The following is a 17674-nucleotide window of genomic DNA, read 5'->3' as shown; positions in this document are numbered from 1 at the left end:
GAGAGGTAGGGGAGTAGCTGTGAGCCGAAACGGTTTGGTCTTAGTAGTAGACCTCGGTGAGGCTCAGCCCCTGTGCCGGAGCGGTACAGGGAGCTTTGGTGCGGTCACAGGCGGTAATGAGTTCCGGTATGGCATCGGGCGAGAGCTTGCCGGAGCCGCAGGCTACCAGTGTGCCCATGAGGTTGCGCACCATCTGCTTGAGAAAGCCGTCGGCCTCGAATCGCCATGTGATCTGCATGGGGGAGTCTATGGCGGGTATCGGTCCTTCCGGTGTACGGGAAATGCTGCGGATGGTCCGTACCGTGGTTTCCAGATCCGTGCCGGCGTTCTGGAAACTGGTAAAGTCGTGGGTTCCTTCCAGATGACGCGCCGCCGCATCCATGGCGGCAATATCAAGCGGACCGCTGGCCCACACAAAGGGAAAGAGCCTTGGGGGAGTGTACCGTCTGCTGAGCCATAGTGAATAGGAGTAGGCCTTGCCCTTGGCGTCGATGCGGGAATGGAAATTGTCCGCAACCTGTTCCACGGAGAGCACGGCGATGTCGTCCGGCAGCATGGAATTGAACGTGCGCTGCCAATCCATGTCCAGCTTGTGTTCAGGTATGTCGAAGTGCGCAACCTGTCCGTCAGCGTGGACGCCGGAGTCCGTGCGTCCGCTGCCGAAGACGCGGATGGCGCTGCCTGTCACGCGTTCAACAATGCGCTCAAGCTCTTCCTGAATGGTCGGCTGGGGCCTTCTGGATAGCGTGTTCTGAATCTGCCAGCCGCAATAATGGGTGCCAACGTAGGCTACAACGATTTTCAAACGGGGCATGGCGAACTATTCGAAAGGCAGCTGCATTTTGGTCAGGGCTTCGGAAAGGCGGGCAGCCTTGTCGGCCTTGACGAAAGTCAGGATTTCACCGGCCTGACGGCCTCGCATGCCTGCAAGAATGCGCACGGCGATGCCTTCATCAAGCGTGCTCAGCACTTCCGCAGCCTGCTTGGCTTTCATGTTGGAATATACGTCCACAAGGTGACGCATCTTCTTGTCCTTGGCTTCCTCGGCGTCCTTGAGCATGACCTGAAGGCGGCTTTCCAGCGACTGCAGGTTCTGGATCTTCTGGTCAAGCTCCTGCTGCAGTCTGTTGAGCTCCTGTTCGCGGCGATTCAGTTCGTCCTGCTTCTGCTGCAGTGATTCCCACGTCAGCGAGTCCTGCACCGGTTGTGCGGCAGGTGCTGCGGGTGCGGGGTCGGCGGCCATGGCCGGGGTTGCCGCAACGGCTGCACTTACGGGAAGTGCAACGACTGGGGCGGCGTTCGTTTGAGCTACGGTAGCAGCCGGTACGGACAGGAAGGGAATCTGCCAGCCCGTGGCATCCAGCGCCAGCGTGGCAAGGATGACAAGCTTGAAAACAACCGCCAAGGCAAGCAGCTTGCAAAGTCTAAACAGTCTGAGGCTTGTACCGAAGCGTTGCTGTTTCGTCGAATTGCTGCTGTTCTTTGAATCGTTCTTCTTTGGCATGTCGCTTGGCCTGATTTTCCTTGAGTTTGTCGAGGAGCTTCCGCTCCTGCGATTTTTTGACGAGATTCTGACGCGCCTTGTTCAGCTCCTGGGCCAGTTGCAGCAGATGTGTTTCGGCATTGGCAATGTCCTGCGCCAGTGCCTGCACAAAGTTGCGCAGCAGCCACAGTTCGCTCTGGTTGTTCGTCTGATACAGCTTCGGTTCGTATTCGGCAAGCCGCTCCCGCAGGGCGTTCACATGGGCAACATGGGCTTCGTAACGCTGCTGCGCTTTTGCAAAGGCCATCTTTGCCTGATCTTCAAGCTGGGCCCGGTAGTCCAGAACCTGCTGCAGTTTGAATCGGTACGGAGCCATGGTGTATTCGCTAATGGGCTGAAAGGTGTCACGAATCCGACAGTAAAATGCTCTGCGTATGCAATAGCAGAGATCGTGCCGGAATCGCTTCTGTCTTCCTTCGCAGAGAGGCGCGGGACCAGGCTTGATGATTCTATAGTGGGGCAAGCATCGGTCAACTCAGCGCGAGCAGAGCCCCTAGCATGGCGGATAGCTCACCCCAGATGACGGTTGCGCCGAGAAAATCACCGTTCAGGCCATTCTGCTTGCGGGAAAGACGGGTCAGCGCAATGAGGCCGAAGGATACAAGGGCACAGGCAAGGGCAACAGGCTTGAATCCGCAGAGCAGAACTCCGGCAACAAGGGCAATTGCCGATTGCGCGAGTATGACGGGCAGGGTGGCACCAGCCAGAAAGAGTTTGCCGAGCGTGGAGGTTGGGGGAGCCGTGCCGAACATGGCAATAAGGGCGGCTGCAGCCCTGCCGAAGGCGGGAGCCCATATGAGCGCGGGCCACAGATTGGAGCCAAGCAATTCTCCTGCGAACAGTATCTGACCGCCAAGTCCCATGACCAGCCCGATGACGCCGAATGCCCCGATGTGGCTGTCCTTCATGATGGCCCAGAATCTTTCCCCCTGCGCGCAACTGCCCCATGCATCCCACAGGTCAGCCCAGCCGTCCCAATGCAGGGCGCGGGTAAGCCAGATGGAGAGGGCAACCCAAAGCCAGCCTTGCGCGGTTCCGTGGCTGCTGCCGAAGAGAGCGTGCAAGGGCAGGGTGATCATGGCACCAAGAAGAAGTCCCAGAAGGGAAAAATGCCTGAGGGTGGAGGCCAGTTCCTCAGGCGAGAAAATGCGGGCGGGCCCCAGTCGGGTCATGAACCCCATGGCGACCGAGAAACTATTGATTTCTGATTGAATAGTCATCGGCTGGAATGAACGTGCTTAAAAGGGTGATTCTGTCTCCGAGGTCGACCTTGAGGTATTGTGCCGCAGAACTGCCGTTGAGAACGAGTTCGAGATAGCCCTGACTGCCGGCTATGCAGCCGAGAGTGTTGCGCGGGAGCTGTCCGAAGGTCGTGGTACGTATAACTTGTAGGGGGGGCGACTGCTTCAGCATCAGTTCCGACCACAGGGAGACTCGCTCAAGCCACGGTATGGCCGGCAGATTGAGTACCACGTTGCCGAAGGTGTCTATGTGCTGCACCGTGCATTCAACGGTTTCATTTTTTTCAACCGGTGCGATCCAGTCCGGTGTGTGAAGTTCGGTAATACTGATGGGGGTTCCCAGTTCGGCAGGTGTGCCGCCGTCGGCCAGACAGGCCGCCAGAGGACAGAAAATGTCGCGTCCGTGGAAGGTGGCGGATGCCTCACCGAATGTGGACAGGTTCATGGAATAACAGCTGGCCCCCGGGTATTCTGAAAGAAGGGGCATAAGCAAGCCATTGTCAGGAGCCAATACGTAGCGGTTGGCCACCCGGGCACAGAGTATGCGCCTGTCCGTCCCCACGCCGGGGTCGACGACGCATATGAAGATGCTTTCTTCGGGGAAATGCATGAAGCTCGCATTCAAAAAATAGGCGGCTTGCATGACGGCCTGCGGGCGTACACCATGGCACAGGTCCAGCGCGGGACTGTTTGGCGCCAAGGTGGCAAGCACTCCTTTCATCTGGCCGACATAGGGATCAATATGGCCGAAGTCCGTCAACAGAACGATGGGAGCAGGCATGATTCCTCCTGATATCGTGAGGCGTTGCAGAAGCGCTTCGGTAACGCTGAAAGATAAGGCCCGACTGGTTGAATATACCTGTCGGGCCTTTTGTCGTCAAAAGGGAAAGCGACAACGGTTGCTAGTCAGAGCTCCCGAACGTGATGTTGAAAGAAAGAGCGTAAAGATGGTGGAATATGTCAACGTATTCCACATGTACGTCGCTGGGAACTGTGATGCGGGCCGGTGCGAAATTCAGAATCCCACGGATGCCAGCCTCCACAAGGTGGTTGGCAGCGCGCTGGGCTCGCTCCGGCGGAGTGGTGATGATGCCGATCTCGGCACCATTCTCACCGATTTTTTCCTTGAGACGCTTGGTGCAGACAACTTCCAGGCCGGAGATTTCCTCACCGATCTTGAAGGGGTCGCAGTCGAATGCGCCGACGATATTGAAGCCTCTCAGGCGAAATTCCTTGTGGTTCAACAGGGCGCGGCCAAGGTTGCCGACCCCGATGAGTACGGTGCGCCATTCTCGGTCTACACCAAGGGCGCTGGTAATGGATTCGATCAGGCTCTTTACGTAGTAGCCCACCCCCCGAACGCCAAATTCGCCAAAGTATGCAAGGTCTTTACGTATCTGGGATGCGTTGACGTTGCATGCCTTGGCCAGCGGTTCAGAGGATATGACTTCAGTGCCTTCTCTCAAAAGGTTTTCCAGCACTTGCACGTACACGGCAAGACGCTGGATTGTGGCTCTTGGGATATGGTCGCTTTTTTGTGTCATGGGCGGAGTCTACCTGATTGTGAAATCATTCCCAATTATAAAGTAGAAAAAGGAGGCCGCTTCAGCGGCCTCCTTAACAGGCGCTAGTACCAGATGCTTACTTGGTGAGGAGCATCAGGTTAACAACGAGAGCGTAAATGGCCAGAGATTCTACGAATGCCAGGCCGAGGATGAGGGACACGGTGATCTTGTTGGAAGCTTCGGGGTTACGGGCGGTGCCTTCACAAGCAGCCTTCAGACCGAGGCCCTGACCGATACCGCAGCCGGCAGCGGCAATAGCCATGCCCAGAGCGGCGCCGAAGTATACCAGGTCGCCGAAAGCGTTAGCGCCTTCAGAAGCGAAAGCCATAGCGGCAACAGACAGGATGGCAACAGTGTTCAGAGCAATCATCATGAACTTACGCATTGTACTACACTCCTAAGATTATTATGTTAGTTGGTCTAAGACCATTTCCCCCATTAATGGGCGTGTTCCAGAGAACCCTTCAGGTAAATCATGCCAAGCATGAACCAGATGAAGGCCTGCAGGCACTTTGCGAGCAGGAACAGGAAGTAGATCGGAACGGTACCGAAGATAGGTGCGAGCATGAAGAACAGCACCAGCACGATTTCTTCACCTCTGATGTTACCGAAAAGACGGAGAGTCAGAGAGAGCGGACGTGCAGCGTGGGAGATAAGTTCCAGGGGCAACATAAGCGGAATGAGCCACCAGAAGGGGCCACAGAAGTGCTTGATGTAGCCAACGCCCCAACGCTTGATGCCGATCCAGTTGTAGTACAGGAAGGTGAAGATAGCCAACGCAGCGTTGGTGTTCACGTTCGCCGTAGGTGCGTCACAACCGGGTACGAGTCCGAGGAGGTTGTTAAAGAGAATGAACAGGAACAGAGCGATGAGAACGTGAAAAATCTTGCGACCGTCTTCACCGATGTTGCTGACGACAAACTCTTCCAAACCGCCGATGATAACTTCAAAAACGTTCTGGAGCTTACCGGGCACCATCTTCACTTTGCCTCTCAGGAGAAAAGCAAAGCTAAACAGAATTGCCATGGCAATCCAGGTATAGAACACATGTTTGAACTCTGTTTGAGCTCCATTGATGGTGATATGATCCATTCCCGCGAGGGTGGACCATAGCACCGGATGCGGCAATCCACCTGCCATATCCTCATGCCTCCTTGATTTTCCGCTCTGCCCTTCGGGATATGATCCCTACGAGCATGGTTGCCATACAAGTGGCTAAACCTGCCACGAGCGCCGAACTTGGAACCCTGAGCTCAATAATCAGCCCGAACAGGATGAGTCCGGTAAGCAGAAGCCGTCCATAAAATCTGAACAACAATCCCCACAGCATTTGCCGACTGTAGCTCTGCAGTATTACCTGCTGTAAGAACCTAGCCAGCGAGAAAAAGCTGTATGTAGCCAGTATCACGCCCACCGCGAAACTGAGTGGCCACAAGGTCAGCCCTACTGTCAGGATCCCAACCAGAGCGGAAGCCATGCTGAACAGAATCTGCACCTTGAGTATGGACCGGATTTGCGGCAGCCTGAAGCCTTTGGCGTACAGGTGCTTTTCAATCCTTTCGCCCAAATCTCTCAGCATCTTGCTTTTCCTGATTCCTCATGATCTTCCGAGTGTCCAAAAAAACCGCCCTGAACCCGGCAACAACGCCAAGTATAAGGAAGGCAATGAACAACCACGGCTTAGTCCCTAACCAATCATCCAAAAAGTAGCCTATTCCCGCCCCCACAGCAGGATGTGTGACCATGTGCATTCCCATCGTACCGACGGTGCCCATAAGGTCGACATACTTTTTGGAGTTGATTTCCTTGTTCTTTTTAATGATCATTCTCCGGACCCCGCTGAGAACCCCAGTTTACCCAGTTTTCGCACGGGGCACTTCGTGCAATCATTCACAAGTTGGACCGGTCTATCATGCGATGTTCACCCCGTCAACGGGTGAGGGCAAACGAGAGCACTTTTTTTCACAAATTTCGTGAGCAAAATTGGGCTGATCGATCAACCAGCAATAGGAGCTATTCATGCGGCGTAAAGACAGGGCGGTCGGGTGTGTGCAGGAGATGGAGCGGATATTGGGTGAGGCTTTATATATGACGCTTGCCACGCATGATGTGGAGGGCGCGGGAGCGCCCTATCTGGTGTCACTCAATTACGTGTATCATGATGGAAACATCTATTTTCACTGCGCACAGGAAGGGAAAAAGCTGGATTGCATTCGTGCCAATGCCTCGGTCGCCGTGAGCGTGGTAGGAACTGCCCGGCTTCTGGTGCCGGAAAATGCCAAGGCCTGTGATATAGGCATGGCCTATGAAAGTGTCGTGGTCAGAGGCAAGGCAACCATTCTTGAGCAGGGCGAAGAGCATCAAAGCGCCCTTGCGGCATTGGTTGCGCGGTTTGGTGGAGACCCTGCAACGATCCATGAAGCAGCGCAGAGAAAGACCGTCATAGTCAGGATCAAGGTTGAGGAGATGAGCGGCAAGCGGGCTAACTTGCCATAAATTTACGTAAGTTTGCTTGAGACCATGGACCTTCATTGATAGGCGTTATATATCCCTGTGGGGTGATGCGATACTTTTCGGGTGTAGGGCTTTTTATGGCAAGAATTCTGAAGATACTCATCATTGAAGAGAAGGCAGAGATTCGTGATGTGTTCCGGACCGGTTTGGAGGGGATCGGTCAGGCGCGTCTGCTCTTTGCCCCATCGCTCAAAGTCGGGGTTGTGGCGCTCAAGAAAACGCCTTTTGATATCCTCATGTTACGTGGTGTCGTTGCCAGGCAGAATAATTTTGCCTTGCTGCGGGCTCTGCGAGCTGATGCTGCGTTTGCCAACCTCGCCATTATTGTTGTGCAGCCGGAGTGCAGTTCCGAGGAGTCTCAGCTGGCTCTTGCTGCAGGCGCTACATCTTGCATGGCGTCGTCGCTTGATCCTCGCAACGTGCGGGCAGCGGTTATCAATGCATTGAAGGCGGAAGGGCAGCCTGATCCGAAGTTGAAGGCCATGGAGGCTGATGGCAAGCTGCCGGACCCCATTGACCACGAGGAAGACGCCCGCAGGTTATTCTACGCCGGTCTGGAGTTGCTGTCGAAGCGTCTTTTTGCCAAAGCAGCCCAGATGTTTCTCGCGGCCCTCAAGCGCAAGCCTGTCTTTCCAGAAGTGTTTTCCGCCCTTGCGGACTGTTTTGCCGGATTGGGAGATCCGGTAAAAGCGTTTGCCTTCAGGCATAAGGCCGTTTCCGTCCTTGCCATGGAGGGGCGTGTGGCTGAAGCCGGCAAGGCCATGCGTAAGCTCGGAGAGCCTCCCAAGGGGGCTGAGATTACCGGAAACCCCATGCAGTTGGCGGCGCAGGAGCTGCGCGAACAGGGCAAGGTTGAAGAGGCACTTCAGGTGCTCGAAGCGGCGGTAGCCCAAGGGGGAAGTGATGACGTCATGCGTCGTGAGCTTGCTGGTTTGTATGTTTCACAAGGAAAGGAAAAGCGCGCTTTGCGCATTCTTACCGAAGGGGGCATGGGGGCCGCAGAGCTGACCGAGTTGCGCCGCGAACATCAGACTTCCTCCGGCAGTGCAATAGCCGGAGCAATGGAGGGCGGACTGGCGGATGGCCTTGCGGGGGCGTTGTTCGGTGGTGCTGACAATGAAACGCGCTCAGGGCCTGGAGTGATCCAGGAGCAGTCTGGCGAAGGCTGGAAGGAAAAGAGAAGGCATCCGCGTATTCCGCTAGCAGATTTTACCGTTCAGGTCGGAAAGGTCCGTGAAGCACTGACTGTGGTTGACATCAGCATGGGGGGCATCTGTTTCAAGTCTGATCCTGACGTGTTTGAGACGGGGCAGGTCTTCCGTTTCCATCTGGTGGATTCCATAGATGTCCGTCTAAAGAAGGTGCAGGCAGTGGTGCGCTTTGTCGGTAAGGATAGGGTGGGCTGCCAGTTCCTTGAATTGAGCGACAAGCAAACTGCACTTCTTGAAGAATTGATTCAGCAGGAAAAGGATAAGATCCTTGATGCTGGCGGTACCCTCGACCAGGTTGAAGACTTGTCCGGAATTGAGCGTGATGCATCGGGCAAGATTGTCATCAAGGTGGACTGGTAGCCGGTTCGGAGCGTTGCCATGCCATGCCCGGTTCGGCTGTCCTCGGCTGATATGGATACCAAATGAAAAGCCCTCCTTGCGGAGGGCTTTTTTTGTTAGTGGGCTCCCCCATGCAGCAGGGGGCGGAAGCCGAAGTTGTTGACCCGTTCTTCATTGTGGCAGGTCTTGCATTCTTCTAACTCGGGGTTGTGTATCAGCGTGCTGTCGCCCCCGGATTCAACGTGCTCGGAGCCGGGGCCGTGGCACACCTCGCATCCGGCATCCGCCAGATGGGGGGTCTGCTCAAAGCTCACAAAACCGCCGGGTTTTCCGTATCCTGTTGTGTGGCATCCGTAGCAGCTTTCCAGTTCACTCTTGGTCAGCTTTGGCGCCATGATTTGAAGGCTGTGGGCGGACTTGGCCTTTTTCGCGTACTGTTTGAAGTTGTTGTACTGATCTTCGTGGCATTCTGCGCATGCTTCTGTGCCGACATAAGTTGACTCTGCCTGAACGGGCGACGGGGCTGCCGTGAGCAGCAGGCCTGCAAGGCTGGTTGCGGCAAACAGTAGTGGAAGACACAGGCGATTCATTGGCGGTCACCCTCCTGTCTGGAGTGGGAAAGCTTGGATGAGGTACTTTATTGCTCCATACCTCAGTTTTTTTCTTTCGTCCATAGGGGGTTATGACTTTTACCGTAAGATGATTGTGCCGGTAAATCTCCAGTATTTATAGTTGAGTATGCGCTTTGATAACTAGGAGCGCTTCTTCAGGAGCACAATGTTTTCAACATGCGGGGTGTGAGGGAACATATCCACGGGCTGAATTTCGCATACGGCGTACTTGTCGATAAGCAAACCGATGTCACGTGCCTGTGTTGCTGGATCACACGAAATGTAAACAATGCGTTCCGGGCCGTGCTGGTCAATGGCCGCAACCACGTCCGGATGCATGCCACCCCGCGGCGGGTCAGTGATGAGCACGTCCGGCAAAACGGACTCGAGCGCCATGGTAAGCCGCACATCACCGGCATGGAATGAGGTGTTGGGAAGGGAAAGCTGCTCGGCATTCTGCCGTGCCGTACTGACGGCAGCCTCGGAAATCTCAAAGCCGACAACGCGACTGGCATTCATGGCAGAGGCCAGAGAGAGCGCGCCGATGCCGCAGTAGAGATCCCAGACTGTTTCTTTGCCGGTCAGTGCGGCCAGTTGCAGGGCTTTACCGTACAATGCCTCGGCTGCCTTTGTGTTGGTCTGGAAGAAGGAGTCTGCTCCGCCAATGTTGATGGTGAGGTTGTGTTTGTCGATGGAGATGGTTTCCGAAAGGGTCGGGGCACCTTCGATGAAGATAGTGTCTTCTCCGTAGGCCACCTGGGTCTTGCTGCTGCGGACGGAGTGGACCGCGCTGGTCGGAATATCGGAGTGCTCGCGCAGTTCGGCAGCCAGTTCGCGGACCAGCTCTTCCCGCTGCCCCGTGGGGGACCAGTCGGGCGTGGTGATGAGTTGTACCATGCACTGGTTGCTGTATTTTGTTTCACGGACAACCAAAAAACGCAGATAGCCCTTGCCGCTGCGCGCGTCATAGGCGTTGAGTAATTTATGTCGATTGGCCCACTGTCGCACGGTCTGGACGATGGCGACGGAGTGCTCGGACTGCAGGTGGCACTCTGTTATATTAATGATAGAGTGCGAGGCGCTTCTGCGTAACCCCAGATGGATGGTGTCGCGCCCCTGCAGGAAGGCGAACTCCATCTTGTTGCGATACATGCGCTGGTCAGGGGAGGGAATGGTCGGGAGTGCGCTTGCCCCGTCGGCACCGGCGATGCGGCGCATGGAATCTTCCGCAAAGCGACGCTTCCATTCCAGTTGCTCTTCGTAGGGAAGGTGCTGCCAGTGGCACCCGCCGCAGATGCCGAAGTGTTTGCAGAAAGGCTGTATTTCAGTGTTGTTACGCGTGATAACACGCTCAAGTGTGGCTTCGGCAAAGCGTTTTTTGGTACGCGTGATGGTGGCAAGCACGGTCTGGCCGGGGAGTCCCCGGTCTACAAAGATGACCATGCCTTCGCGGCGGGCGATGGCCTGGCCGCCAGTGGCGAGCGAATCGATAAACAGTTCCAGCGTGGTGCCTGCGGTAAGGGCAGTTGCGGGCATAATGGCTCCGGGATGTATTGGTTGGATGATCAGCCCGCAGGTGTGAAAGGGGCTGTTTTGTTTACAGTTTTTATCTAGTTGTGCTCAAAATCACAAATTGATTCTTGACTTTTACGGAAATTGGGGCAACTACTTTCTCTGCAGGTTTTATATGTAATGATTGAGAAAAGGAGCTGTGTATGGTCGCCGAACTCTTTGCGAATATGATGCACTCCACCCCCCAGGGGATGGTGGGCGTGAGCCTGATCTTCATCTACTTCGTAATCATCGTTTCCACCGCGTTCTACCGCATCAAGAAGGGCGAGCACCTCGATCATCACTAGGATCGGCGCGACTGTGGGCGGTCGCATTGATCTGATCGGGCAGTGAGAGTTCCTGTTGTGGCAGGGGTGATAGTCGATTGCATGTAAAAGATCCGTGGGCGGGTCTGCAGTGCATTCAGGCTCTATGCCCTGACAAGCAGTGGGTCAAGAATTTTTGAAGGCCTGTTTCGCATCCTTTGCGAAACAGGCCTTTGATTTTGCGTGCTGTTTTGGAAATGCCGGAACGTTGCTGCGCCGCGCTTGTATCCGGCTGGCTAGGCTTGGATGACATCCATCAGGTACTGCCCGTAATCGTTCTTGATCATGGGTTTGGCAAGGTCCGCCACCTGCGCTTCCGTGATGTAGCCTTTGCGGTAGGCAATCTCTTCAATGCAGGCAATCTTCAGGCCCTGTCTGTCCTGCACGGCCCTGACGAATGCAGCCGCCTGATGCAGGGATTCGAAGGTGCCGGTGTCGAGCCATGCTACCCCGCGGCCGAGGAGCTGTACGTCCAGCTTGCCTTGCTGGAGATAGACGTTGTTAAGGTCTGTGATCTCCAGTTCTCCGCGAGCTGAAGGCTTGAGTTCGGCGGCGATGTCGACGACCTTGTTATCATAATAATATAGGCCTGTGACTGCATAGCGCGATTTCGGCTTTGAGGGCTTTTCTTCAATGCTCAGGGCTTTCTGCGCTGCATCGAACTCCACCACCCCATATCGTTCGGGGTCGCGCACCTTGTAGCCGAAGACGATGCCTCCGTCAGAGAGCTGGGCGCTTTCTTCAAGCACGGTGGACAGGCCGTGACCGTAGAAGAGGTTGTCGCCGAGAACAAGGCAGACCGGAGAGTTGCCTATGAATTCACGGGCAAGGATGAATGCCTGTGCAAGTCCGTCGGGGCTTGGTTGTACGATGTATTCAATGGAAAGGCCGAGCTGTTCACCGCTGCCGAACATGTCGCGGAAGCGGGGCAGGTCCTTGGGGGTGGATATGATGCATATTTCCCGAATGCCGGAAAGCATGAGGACGGAGAGGGGGTAATAGATCATGGGTTTGTCGAAGACCGGCAGCAGCTGTTTGCATACCCCGTGAGTTATGGGATACAGCCGGGTGCCGGAACCGCCCGCAAGGATGATGCCTTTCATGCGATGCCTCATTGGGTGTGGGTATAAAGAATGATGTCCAATCATCCCATTATACAGGCAATTGGATGGAAATGCAAAGGTGTTGGGGAGTTGAAAGGGGTCCGGGGAGAATAAGCCTTGGGGGAGGGCTTTGGTGCGGTACTTCTCCCCGGACACGAGATGAGACACACTCAAGGGTCTTTTCTCATAAATACCCCTCCATGTCACTGGGAAAATTAACATGGATGTTATAATTGTTTGTAAGGTTATTGGGTTGGCGTAAAGAGTAGTCGCTGGAGTTACATTTTTTTCCGGAAAACCCGCAGGAAACTCTTGCAAGCCGGAAACTGCTGTGGTAGCGGAAGCGGTTCACTTTTTGTGAAACTCAATTACAACAAATGAGACGAATTGGGTTGACTTTTCCTGCTGAAAGAGGGTAAGTCTCCCTCTCTCTTTCTATGGAGGAATATATATGTACGCGATCGTCGAAACGGGCGGCAAGCAGTTCCGTGTTGAAGAAGGTGGCAAGATTTTTGTAGAAAAGCTTGCAGCTGAAGCCGGCAGCGAAGTCGTTCTCGATAAGGTTCTTATGGTTGGTGGTGACAAGTTCACTGTGGGTGCACCCTACGTGGCTTCCGCCAAGGTTACCGCTGAAGTTCTGGAACATGGCCGCGGCGAGAAGATCATTGTCTTCAAGAAGCGCCGTCGTCAGGATTCCCGCAGAAAGCAGGGTCACCGTCAGGAGTTCACTGCTCTCAAGATCAAGGGCATCCAGGCCTAGTTTTTTGCGGGCCTAGTAATTTTTTTCTGTCAGGAGATACGTCATGGCACATAAAAAAGCTGGTGGTAGTTCCAGAAACGGACGCGATTCCCAGGGACAACGACGCGGCGTTAAGCGTTTTGGCGGTCAGGTTGTTCTGGCCGGCAACATCCTCGTTCGTCAGGTTGGCACCAAGGTGCATCCCGGCGAGAACGTCGGCATGGGCAGAGACTTCACTCTCTTCGCCAAGGTTGACGGCGTGGTTAAGTACGAAAAGTACACCCGCAAGAAAAAGGTTAAGACCCGCGTGAGCATCGTTCCCGCAGTGGCTGAATAACCCTTTTCAGCAAAGTCAGATCTGGGCGAAAGTCGCAAAGCGTCTTTCGCCCTTTTTTTAGGCGGCCAGTGGCCGCCGCAATGCTTTCTGTACGGGAGCGGAGCCTTGTGCTAGGTTTTCGTACAACTTCACTAAGGAATGTAGGCAAGTATCATGCGTTTTGTAGATGAAGCCACCATTACCGTGCGTGCCGGCAACGGCGGCAACGGCTGTTTGTCTTTCCGGAGAGAAAAATTCATTCCCCGTGGCGGCCCTGATGGCGGTGACGGCGGTGCCGGAGGCAATGTCTATCTGCGCGGCTCCACCAAGCTGCTTTCCCTGTATGACTTCCGTCTCAAGCGCAACTATGGTGCCGAAAACGGGCGTCCCGGTCAGGGCAGCCAGATGTTCGGCCGCAAGGGCGAGGATCTCGTCATTGACCTGCCTGTAGGTACGCTGGTGTTCGAGATAGACGAAGACGGTCACGAAACCATGATTGCCGACCTGTCCGAACCTGATGTCAGCATCCTCGTTGCGCAGGGCGGACGCGGCGGACACGGTAACGAATTTTTCAAGTCCTCCACCATGCGTGTGCCCCGTTTCGCCCAGCCCGGCGAAGAAGGGGATTACAAGCGCCTGCGTCTTGAGTTGAAGATCCTTGCGGACGCCGGCTTGCTCGGTCTGCCCAATGCAGGCAAGTCCACCTTCATTTCCAAGGTGTCTGCTGCCCGTCCCAAGATAGCCAACTATCCCTTCACGACCATAGCGCCCAACCTCGGCGTGATGATTCATGAAGTGGATAATGACAAGCGTCTGGTCATCGCGGATATTCCCGGCCTGATCGAAGGTGCGCACGAAGGACAGGGGCTCGGCATCCGCTTCCTCAAGCATGTTGAGCGCACGCGGTTTCTGGTGCACATTCTCAGCGCCGAGGATATCAACCTTGAGAATCCCTGGGCCGGTTTCGACCTCATTAACGAAGAGTTGGTGCAGTTCGACCCTGTGCTCGGCGAGCGCCTGCAGCTGCAGGTCATCAACAAGATCGACCTTGTCGATGAGGAATTCGTTGAGGCACTGAAGCAGAAAGCTGCTGAAGACGGCAGAAAATTGTTCTTCATGTCCGCTCTGCACGGAGAGGGCGTGGAAGAAATCGTCGAGGAGATGTGGCGCATTCAGGAAACTGTGGAACGTCATGCCCCCATCAACTCCGCCCGTGACTGGGTTGAGGAGATCGACGAAGAAGAGGAAGTGGAAGTTATCTGGACCCGCGAATAGCGGGTCTTTGTGCAACAACCAGCCGTACGGATTTGATCATGGAGTGGAAACAGGAGCGCGAACGGGTTCTGAACAGCGCGAAACGGGTGGTTGTGAAGGTGGGCAGCGCAGTGCTCACCACAGGTCTCGGAGTGGATATCAGTATTGTTCGTAGCCTTACGGGGCAGCTTGCACAGCTGCACGACCGGGGTACGGATGTGGTGCTCGTGTCTTCCGGTGCCGTGGCGGCAGGAAGAAACGTCCTTCGTTCCTGCTGCGAGATCAAGGGCATGCCTGACAAGCAGGCAGCTTCCGCCGTGGGACAAAGCCGACTCATGCACTTCTATAATGAGGCATTCGAGGAGCACGGCAAGCTTTCCGCCCAGATTCTGCTTACACGGGACGACCTCAAGAGCCGTCACAGATTCCTCAATGCCCGCAACACCTTTGCTTCGCTGCTGCAGTGGCGGGCCATTCCCATCGTCAACGAGAACGATACCGTCGCCGTTCAGGAACTGGAGTTCGGCGATAACGACAGTCTCGCTTCCCTGCTCATCAACGTGGTGGAGGCGGATCTCTACGTCAACCTGACTTCCGCTTCCGGCGTCTATGCCGACAATCCGGATAAGGTGGCTGATCCGCGCCCCCTCGAAGTCATCGAGGATGTACACGCGCTGGACCTCAACGCCATGTGCGGAGGCAAGACGGCCGTCGGCTCCGGCGGCATGTATTCCAAGCTGCTGGCGGCCCGTCGTGCGGCTCAGCTTGGTGTGCCTACCCTCATTCTCTCCGGGCGTGAACCGGACGCGATTGTACGTGCCTTCTCAGGCGAGACGCTTGGTACATGGGTGCGCCCGGAAGCCAAGGCTGTGTCCCGTCGTAAGTTCTGGATGGCCTACAATGCAGACCCTGCCGGTGTGCTCGTGGTGGACGACGGGGCGGTGAAGGCGCTTTCCAAGGGGGGCAAGAGTCTTTTGCCCGCCGGTATCGTGCGCGTGGAAGGCAACTTTCAGCGAGGTGCGCTGGTGCGTGTGAGCACTGCCGAGGGTATGATCATCGGCGTTGGGCTGTGCAACTATACCGCTGCAGACCTTCGCAAAGTGCTCGGTATGAAGAGTGCCGAGTTGAAGTCCGTGCTGGGTGATAACCAGTATCCCGAAGCTATTCACAGAGACAACCTGCTTATGGATGTTGTGGTCTAATCAGGAAGGAGTGAACGTGGGCATGCAGACCAGAAAGCCGCCATGCGTACTGACCATCGCCGGTTCCGATTCCGGTGGCGGCGCAGGAATTCAGGCAGATATTAAGACCATGACAGTGCTTGGCGGATTCGGCATGAGTGTCATCACCGCCCTGACTGCCCAGAATGGGCTGGGGGTAACTGGCATACACGCTCCTGAACCCGAATTTGTCGCTCTGCAGTTGCGTACTGTGCTGGAAGGCTTTCCGGTTGCGGCGGCTAAGACGGGAATGCTGTTCTCGGCTCCCATTATCGAAGCCGTGGCGGATGGGCTGGCCGACAAGAATTTTCCTCTGGTGGTAGACCCTGTTTCTGTCAGCCAGAGCGGGCATGCCTTGCTGAAGGAAGACGCCGTGGAGGCTCTCAAAAAGCGCATTCTCCCACTGGCAGATCTGCTCACTCCCAACAGGCCTGAAGCGGAAATGCTCGCGGGCATGAAGATTGATACCGAAGCGGATGTGGCCGAGGCCATTGCCCGCATTCTCGATATGGGCCCCCGTGCTGTGCTGCTGAAAGGCGGCCACTTTGAGGCTGGCGCCACGCTCGTGGACTGGCTGGGCGTTCCCGGTGAAGCACCGCGCTCCCTGCCGCAGTCAAGGGTGGATACCCCGAACAATCACGGAACAGGTTGTACGCTTTCTGCCGCCATCGCCACATGGCTGGCGCACGGCTGCGGGCTGGAAGAGGCCGTGGTAAAGGCCCAGCAGTATTTGCACCTGTGTCTTGAAAAGAGCTACACCCCGGGGAAGGGGATCGGGCCTGTAAACCACGCAGCTCCGTTCGCAGGGTAACGTTGCCGTATTATTGTCTTTCTCTGAAGGGCCCGCTCTGCAGCGGGCCCTTTTACATTTTTGCCGATTCGTCGGCTTGGATTTGTAACGGTTATGGGGTAGGACATTGCGGAACGCGGCACTGCATTCCGCGTTGCCCCGCCAACGATATCGAACGGAGAAGTTTATGACCGAGGTACTGCCCACCAGGTTCGCCCCGGCCGAACGTGCCGCTTCATGCATGCTGCTCAAGCAGGCCGCCATCTTCAAAGGCAACCCGCTTGTCACCCTTCTGGATTCCGTCACGGACTTGATAATGATCCTGAACAGCAACAGACAGATTGTCTATGCCAACCGGAATCTGCTGAACCTGCTTGATATGCAGGATGCGCGTGAAATTATCGGTATGCGTCCGGGCGAGCTTTTCAGTTGCGAACATGCCTGTTCCGTTCCCGGCGGGTGCGGTACCTCCGAGTTTTGCCGTAATTGCGGTGCCGTCCGGGTTATCATGTGCGCCCTGGGCAATGACAGGACCGAAGACGAGTGTCGTCTTACGCAACGTAAAGGCGATGCCATATGTGCTTACGATCTCAAGGTGGTCGGTAGCCCCGTTTTCCTCGAAGGTGATCGGTATGTCACCTTTGCCATTACGGATATGAGTCATGAAAAGCGTCGCAGGGCGCTCGAACGTATCTTTTTTCACGATATTCTCAATACCGCAGGCGGGTTACGCAACCTTGCGCGTATGGTGCTCGAGGAAGTGCCCCTCAATTTGAAAGACGAGACGCTTTTGCTCCACAAGTTCTCCAGCGAGCTGGTGGAGGAAATCATGGCGCAACGTGTGCTTCTGGCTGCAGAAAATGCAGAGCTTAGCGTGGATACGCAATGTGTGAATCCGGCTGAGGTGTTGCGTACCGTGCGTGAACTTTACGCCTCTCATGAGGTTGGAGAGGGCAAACGCATTCTTCTGGAACACGGGCTGTGCGATGTGGAACTTGTGACTGACCCCACTTTGCTTAAGCGCGTGTTGGCCAATCTGGTCAAAAATGCGCTGGAGGCCACCGCAAGGGGAGGTGACGTCCGGATGGGGTACAGCGTTGAAGGCAGGGAAGTGTCCTTCTTCGTCTGGAATCCCGCAGCTATTCCCCTTGAATCGCGAGCCGCTATTTTTCAGCGTTCTTTTTCGACCAAAGGAGTGGGCAGGGGGCTTGGTACATACAGCATCAAGCTTCTTGCTACGAACTATCTCAAGGGTGATGTCGCTTTTGTCTCCAGCGAAGAGGCTGGCACGCAGTTCACGGTGCGTCTCCCGATAACTTTTGCCCAGCAGGCTGCGGCGTAAGCTGAGGCT

At 55.5% G+C, this 17674-nt stretch carries 22 protein-coding genes; 9 read left to right on the top strand and 13 right to left on the bottom strand.

The features are described from left to right. Positions 1-40: 40 nt before the first annotated feature. The 10 genes from truA to N1030_RS08775 form a co-directional block, all read right to left on the bottom strand. On the bottom strand, positions 41-814 hold the full coding sequence (gene truA / locus N1030_RS08820; protein WP_265828929.1) for a tRNA pseudouridine(38-40) synthase TruA: 774 nt from the start codon (positions 812-814) through the stop codon (positions 41-43). Positions 815-820: 6 nt separating this feature from the next. Beyond that, entirely contained in the window at positions 821-1405 is a 585-nt protein-coding gene (locus N1030_RS08815) for a MotE family protein (protein WP_265828928.1), read from the bottom strand. Positions 1406-1424: 19 nt separating this feature from the next. Continuing rightward, entirely contained in the window at positions 1425-1859 is a 435-nt protein-coding gene (gene fliJ, locus N1030_RS08810) for a flagellar export protein FliJ (protein ID WP_265828927.1), read from the bottom strand. Between the two features lie 154 nt (positions 1860-2013). Further along, the gene (locus N1030_RS08805; protein ID WP_265828926.1) at positions 2014-2763 is read right to left on the bottom strand and encodes an adenosylcobinamide-GDP ribazoletransferase; all 750 of its coding nucleotides are present in this window, start codon (positions 2761-2763) and stop codon (positions 2014-2016) included. Continuing rightward, complete coding sequence (locus tag N1030_RS08800; RefSeq protein ID WP_265828925.1) at positions 2738-3565, bottom strand: SAM hydrolase/SAM-dependent halogenase family protein; 828 nt, start codon at positions 3563-3565, stop codon at positions 2738-2740. Before N1030_RS08800 ends, N1030_RS08805 begins: the two co-directional genes overlap by 26 nt. A 121-nt stretch (positions 3566-3686) precedes the next feature. Beyond that, positions 3687-4328 (bottom strand): redox-sensing transcriptional repressor Rex, encoded by a 642-nt coding sequence (locus tag N1030_RS08795; protein ID WP_265828924.1) that lies wholly within the window; start codon positions 4326-4328, stop codon positions 3687-3689. Between the two features lie 97 nt (positions 4329-4425). Next, complete coding sequence (locus N1030_RS08790) at positions 4426-4734, bottom strand: ATP synthase F0 subunit C (RefSeq protein WP_265828923.1); 309 nt, start codon at positions 4732-4734, stop codon at positions 4426-4428. Positions 4735-4787: 53 nt separating this feature from the next. After that, the gene (gene atpB, locus N1030_RS08785) at positions 4788-5489 is read right to left on the bottom strand and encodes a F0F1 ATP synthase subunit A (protein WP_265828922.1); all 702 of its coding nucleotides are present in this window, start codon (positions 5487-5489) and stop codon (positions 4788-4790) included. Positions 5490-5493: 4 nt separating this feature from the next. Further along, a complete protein-coding gene (locus tag N1030_RS08780) occupies positions 5494-5928 on the bottom strand; it encodes an ATP synthase subunit I (protein ID WP_265828920.1) in 435 nt (144 codons plus the stop codon). Next, positions 5900-6175, bottom strand: a complete 276-nt coding sequence (locus tag N1030_RS08775) for an AtpZ/AtpI family protein (RefSeq protein WP_265828919.1) — start codon at positions 6173-6175, stop codon at positions 5900-5902. The genes N1030_RS08780 and N1030_RS08775 overlap by 29 nt, the downstream gene beginning before the upstream one ends. Positions 6176-6368: 193 nt before the next feature. On the opposite strand from N1030_RS08775, the gene N1030_RS08770 reads away from it, so the two are divergent. Further along, positions 6369-6845, top strand: coding sequence for a pyridoxamine 5'-phosphate oxidase family protein (locus N1030_RS08770; protein WP_265828918.1), 477 nt, complete (start codon positions 6369-6371; stop codon positions 6843-6845). A 95-nt stretch (positions 6846-6940) separates the two neighbouring features. Next, complete coding sequence (locus N1030_RS08765; protein ID WP_265828916.1) at positions 6941-8434, top strand: PilZ domain-containing protein; 1494 nt, start codon at positions 6941-6943, stop codon at positions 8432-8434. 95 nt (positions 8435-8529) lie between these two features. On the opposite strand, the gene N1030_RS08760 is transcribed toward N1030_RS08765, so the two are convergent. After that, positions 8530-9003, bottom strand: a complete 474-nt coding sequence (locus N1030_RS08760) for a cytochrome c family protein (RefSeq protein WP_265828915.1) — start codon at positions 9001-9003, stop codon at positions 8530-8532. Between the two features lie 162 nt (positions 9004-9165). Then, the gene (rlmD, locus tag N1030_RS08755) at positions 9166-10560 is read right to left on the bottom strand and encodes a 23S rRNA (uracil(1939)-C(5))-methyltransferase RlmD (RefSeq protein ID WP_265828914.1); all 1395 of its coding nucleotides are present in this window, start codon (positions 10558-10560) and stop codon (positions 9166-9168) included. A gap of 179 nt (positions 10561-10739) precedes the next feature. On the opposite strand from rlmD, the gene N1030_RS08750 reads away from it, so the two are divergent. Continuing rightward, positions 10740-10883 carry a hypothetical protein gene (locus N1030_RS08750; protein ID WP_265828913.1) on the top strand — a complete coding sequence of 48 codons (144 nt, stop codon included), beginning with the start codon at positions 10740-10742 and terminating at the stop codon, positions 10881-10883. 254 nt (positions 10884-11137) lie between these two features. Here the strand turns inward: N1030_RS08750 and rfbA are convergent, their stop codons facing one another. After that, positions 11138-12004, bottom strand: coding sequence for a glucose-1-phosphate thymidylyltransferase RfbA (gene rfbA, locus N1030_RS08745; RefSeq protein ID WP_265828912.1), 867 nt, complete (start codon positions 12002-12004; stop codon positions 11138-11140). Between the two features lie 451 nt (positions 12005-12455). Between rfbA and rplU the strand changes: the two genes are divergently transcribed. The 6 genes from rplU to N1030_RS08715 all read left to right on the top strand — a co-directional run bounded on the left by rplU (position 12456) and on the right by N1030_RS08715 (position 17665). Beyond that, entirely contained in the window at positions 12456-12764 is a 309-nt protein-coding gene (gene rplU / locus N1030_RS08740) for a 50S ribosomal protein L21 (protein ID WP_265828911.1), read from the top strand. 43 nt (positions 12765-12807) lie between these two features. Next, positions 12808-13080 (top strand): 50S ribosomal protein L27, encoded by a 273-nt coding sequence (gene rpmA, locus N1030_RS08735; protein WP_265828910.1) that lies wholly within the window; start codon positions 12808-12810, stop codon positions 13078-13080. A gap of 153 nt (positions 13081-13233) precedes the next feature. Further along, on the top strand, positions 13234-14334 hold the full coding sequence (gene obgE / locus N1030_RS08730; RefSeq protein ID WP_265828908.1) for a GTPase ObgE: 1101 nt from the start codon (positions 13234-13236) through the stop codon (positions 14332-14334). 38 nt (positions 14335-14372) lie between these two features. Continuing rightward, complete coding sequence (gene proB / locus N1030_RS08725) at positions 14373-15515, top strand: glutamate 5-kinase (protein WP_265828907.1); 1143 nt, start codon at positions 14373-14375, stop codon at positions 15513-15515. A 22-nt stretch (positions 15516-15537) separates the two neighbouring features. Then, entirely contained in the window at positions 15538-16344 is an 807-nt protein-coding gene (gene thiD / locus N1030_RS08720; RefSeq protein WP_265828905.1) for a bifunctional hydroxymethylpyrimidine kinase/phosphomethylpyrimidine kinase, read from the top strand. Positions 16345-16510: 166 nt separating this feature from the next. Then, complete coding sequence (locus N1030_RS08715; RefSeq protein WP_265828904.1) at positions 16511-17665, top strand: PAS domain-containing sensor histidine kinase; 1155 nt, start codon at positions 16511-16513, stop codon at positions 17663-17665. The last annotated feature ends 9 nt before the right edge of the window (positions 17666-17674 follow it).

The organism is Desulfovibrio mangrovi (genome assembly GCF_026230175.1).
Lineage (GTDB): Bacteria > Desulfobacterota > Desulfovibrionia > Desulfovibrionales > Desulfovibrionaceae > Halodesulfovibrio > Halodesulfovibrio mangrovi.
The sequence above is the reverse complement of the archived record's forward strand: the minus strand, read 5'-3'. Positions and strand labels throughout refer to the sequence as shown.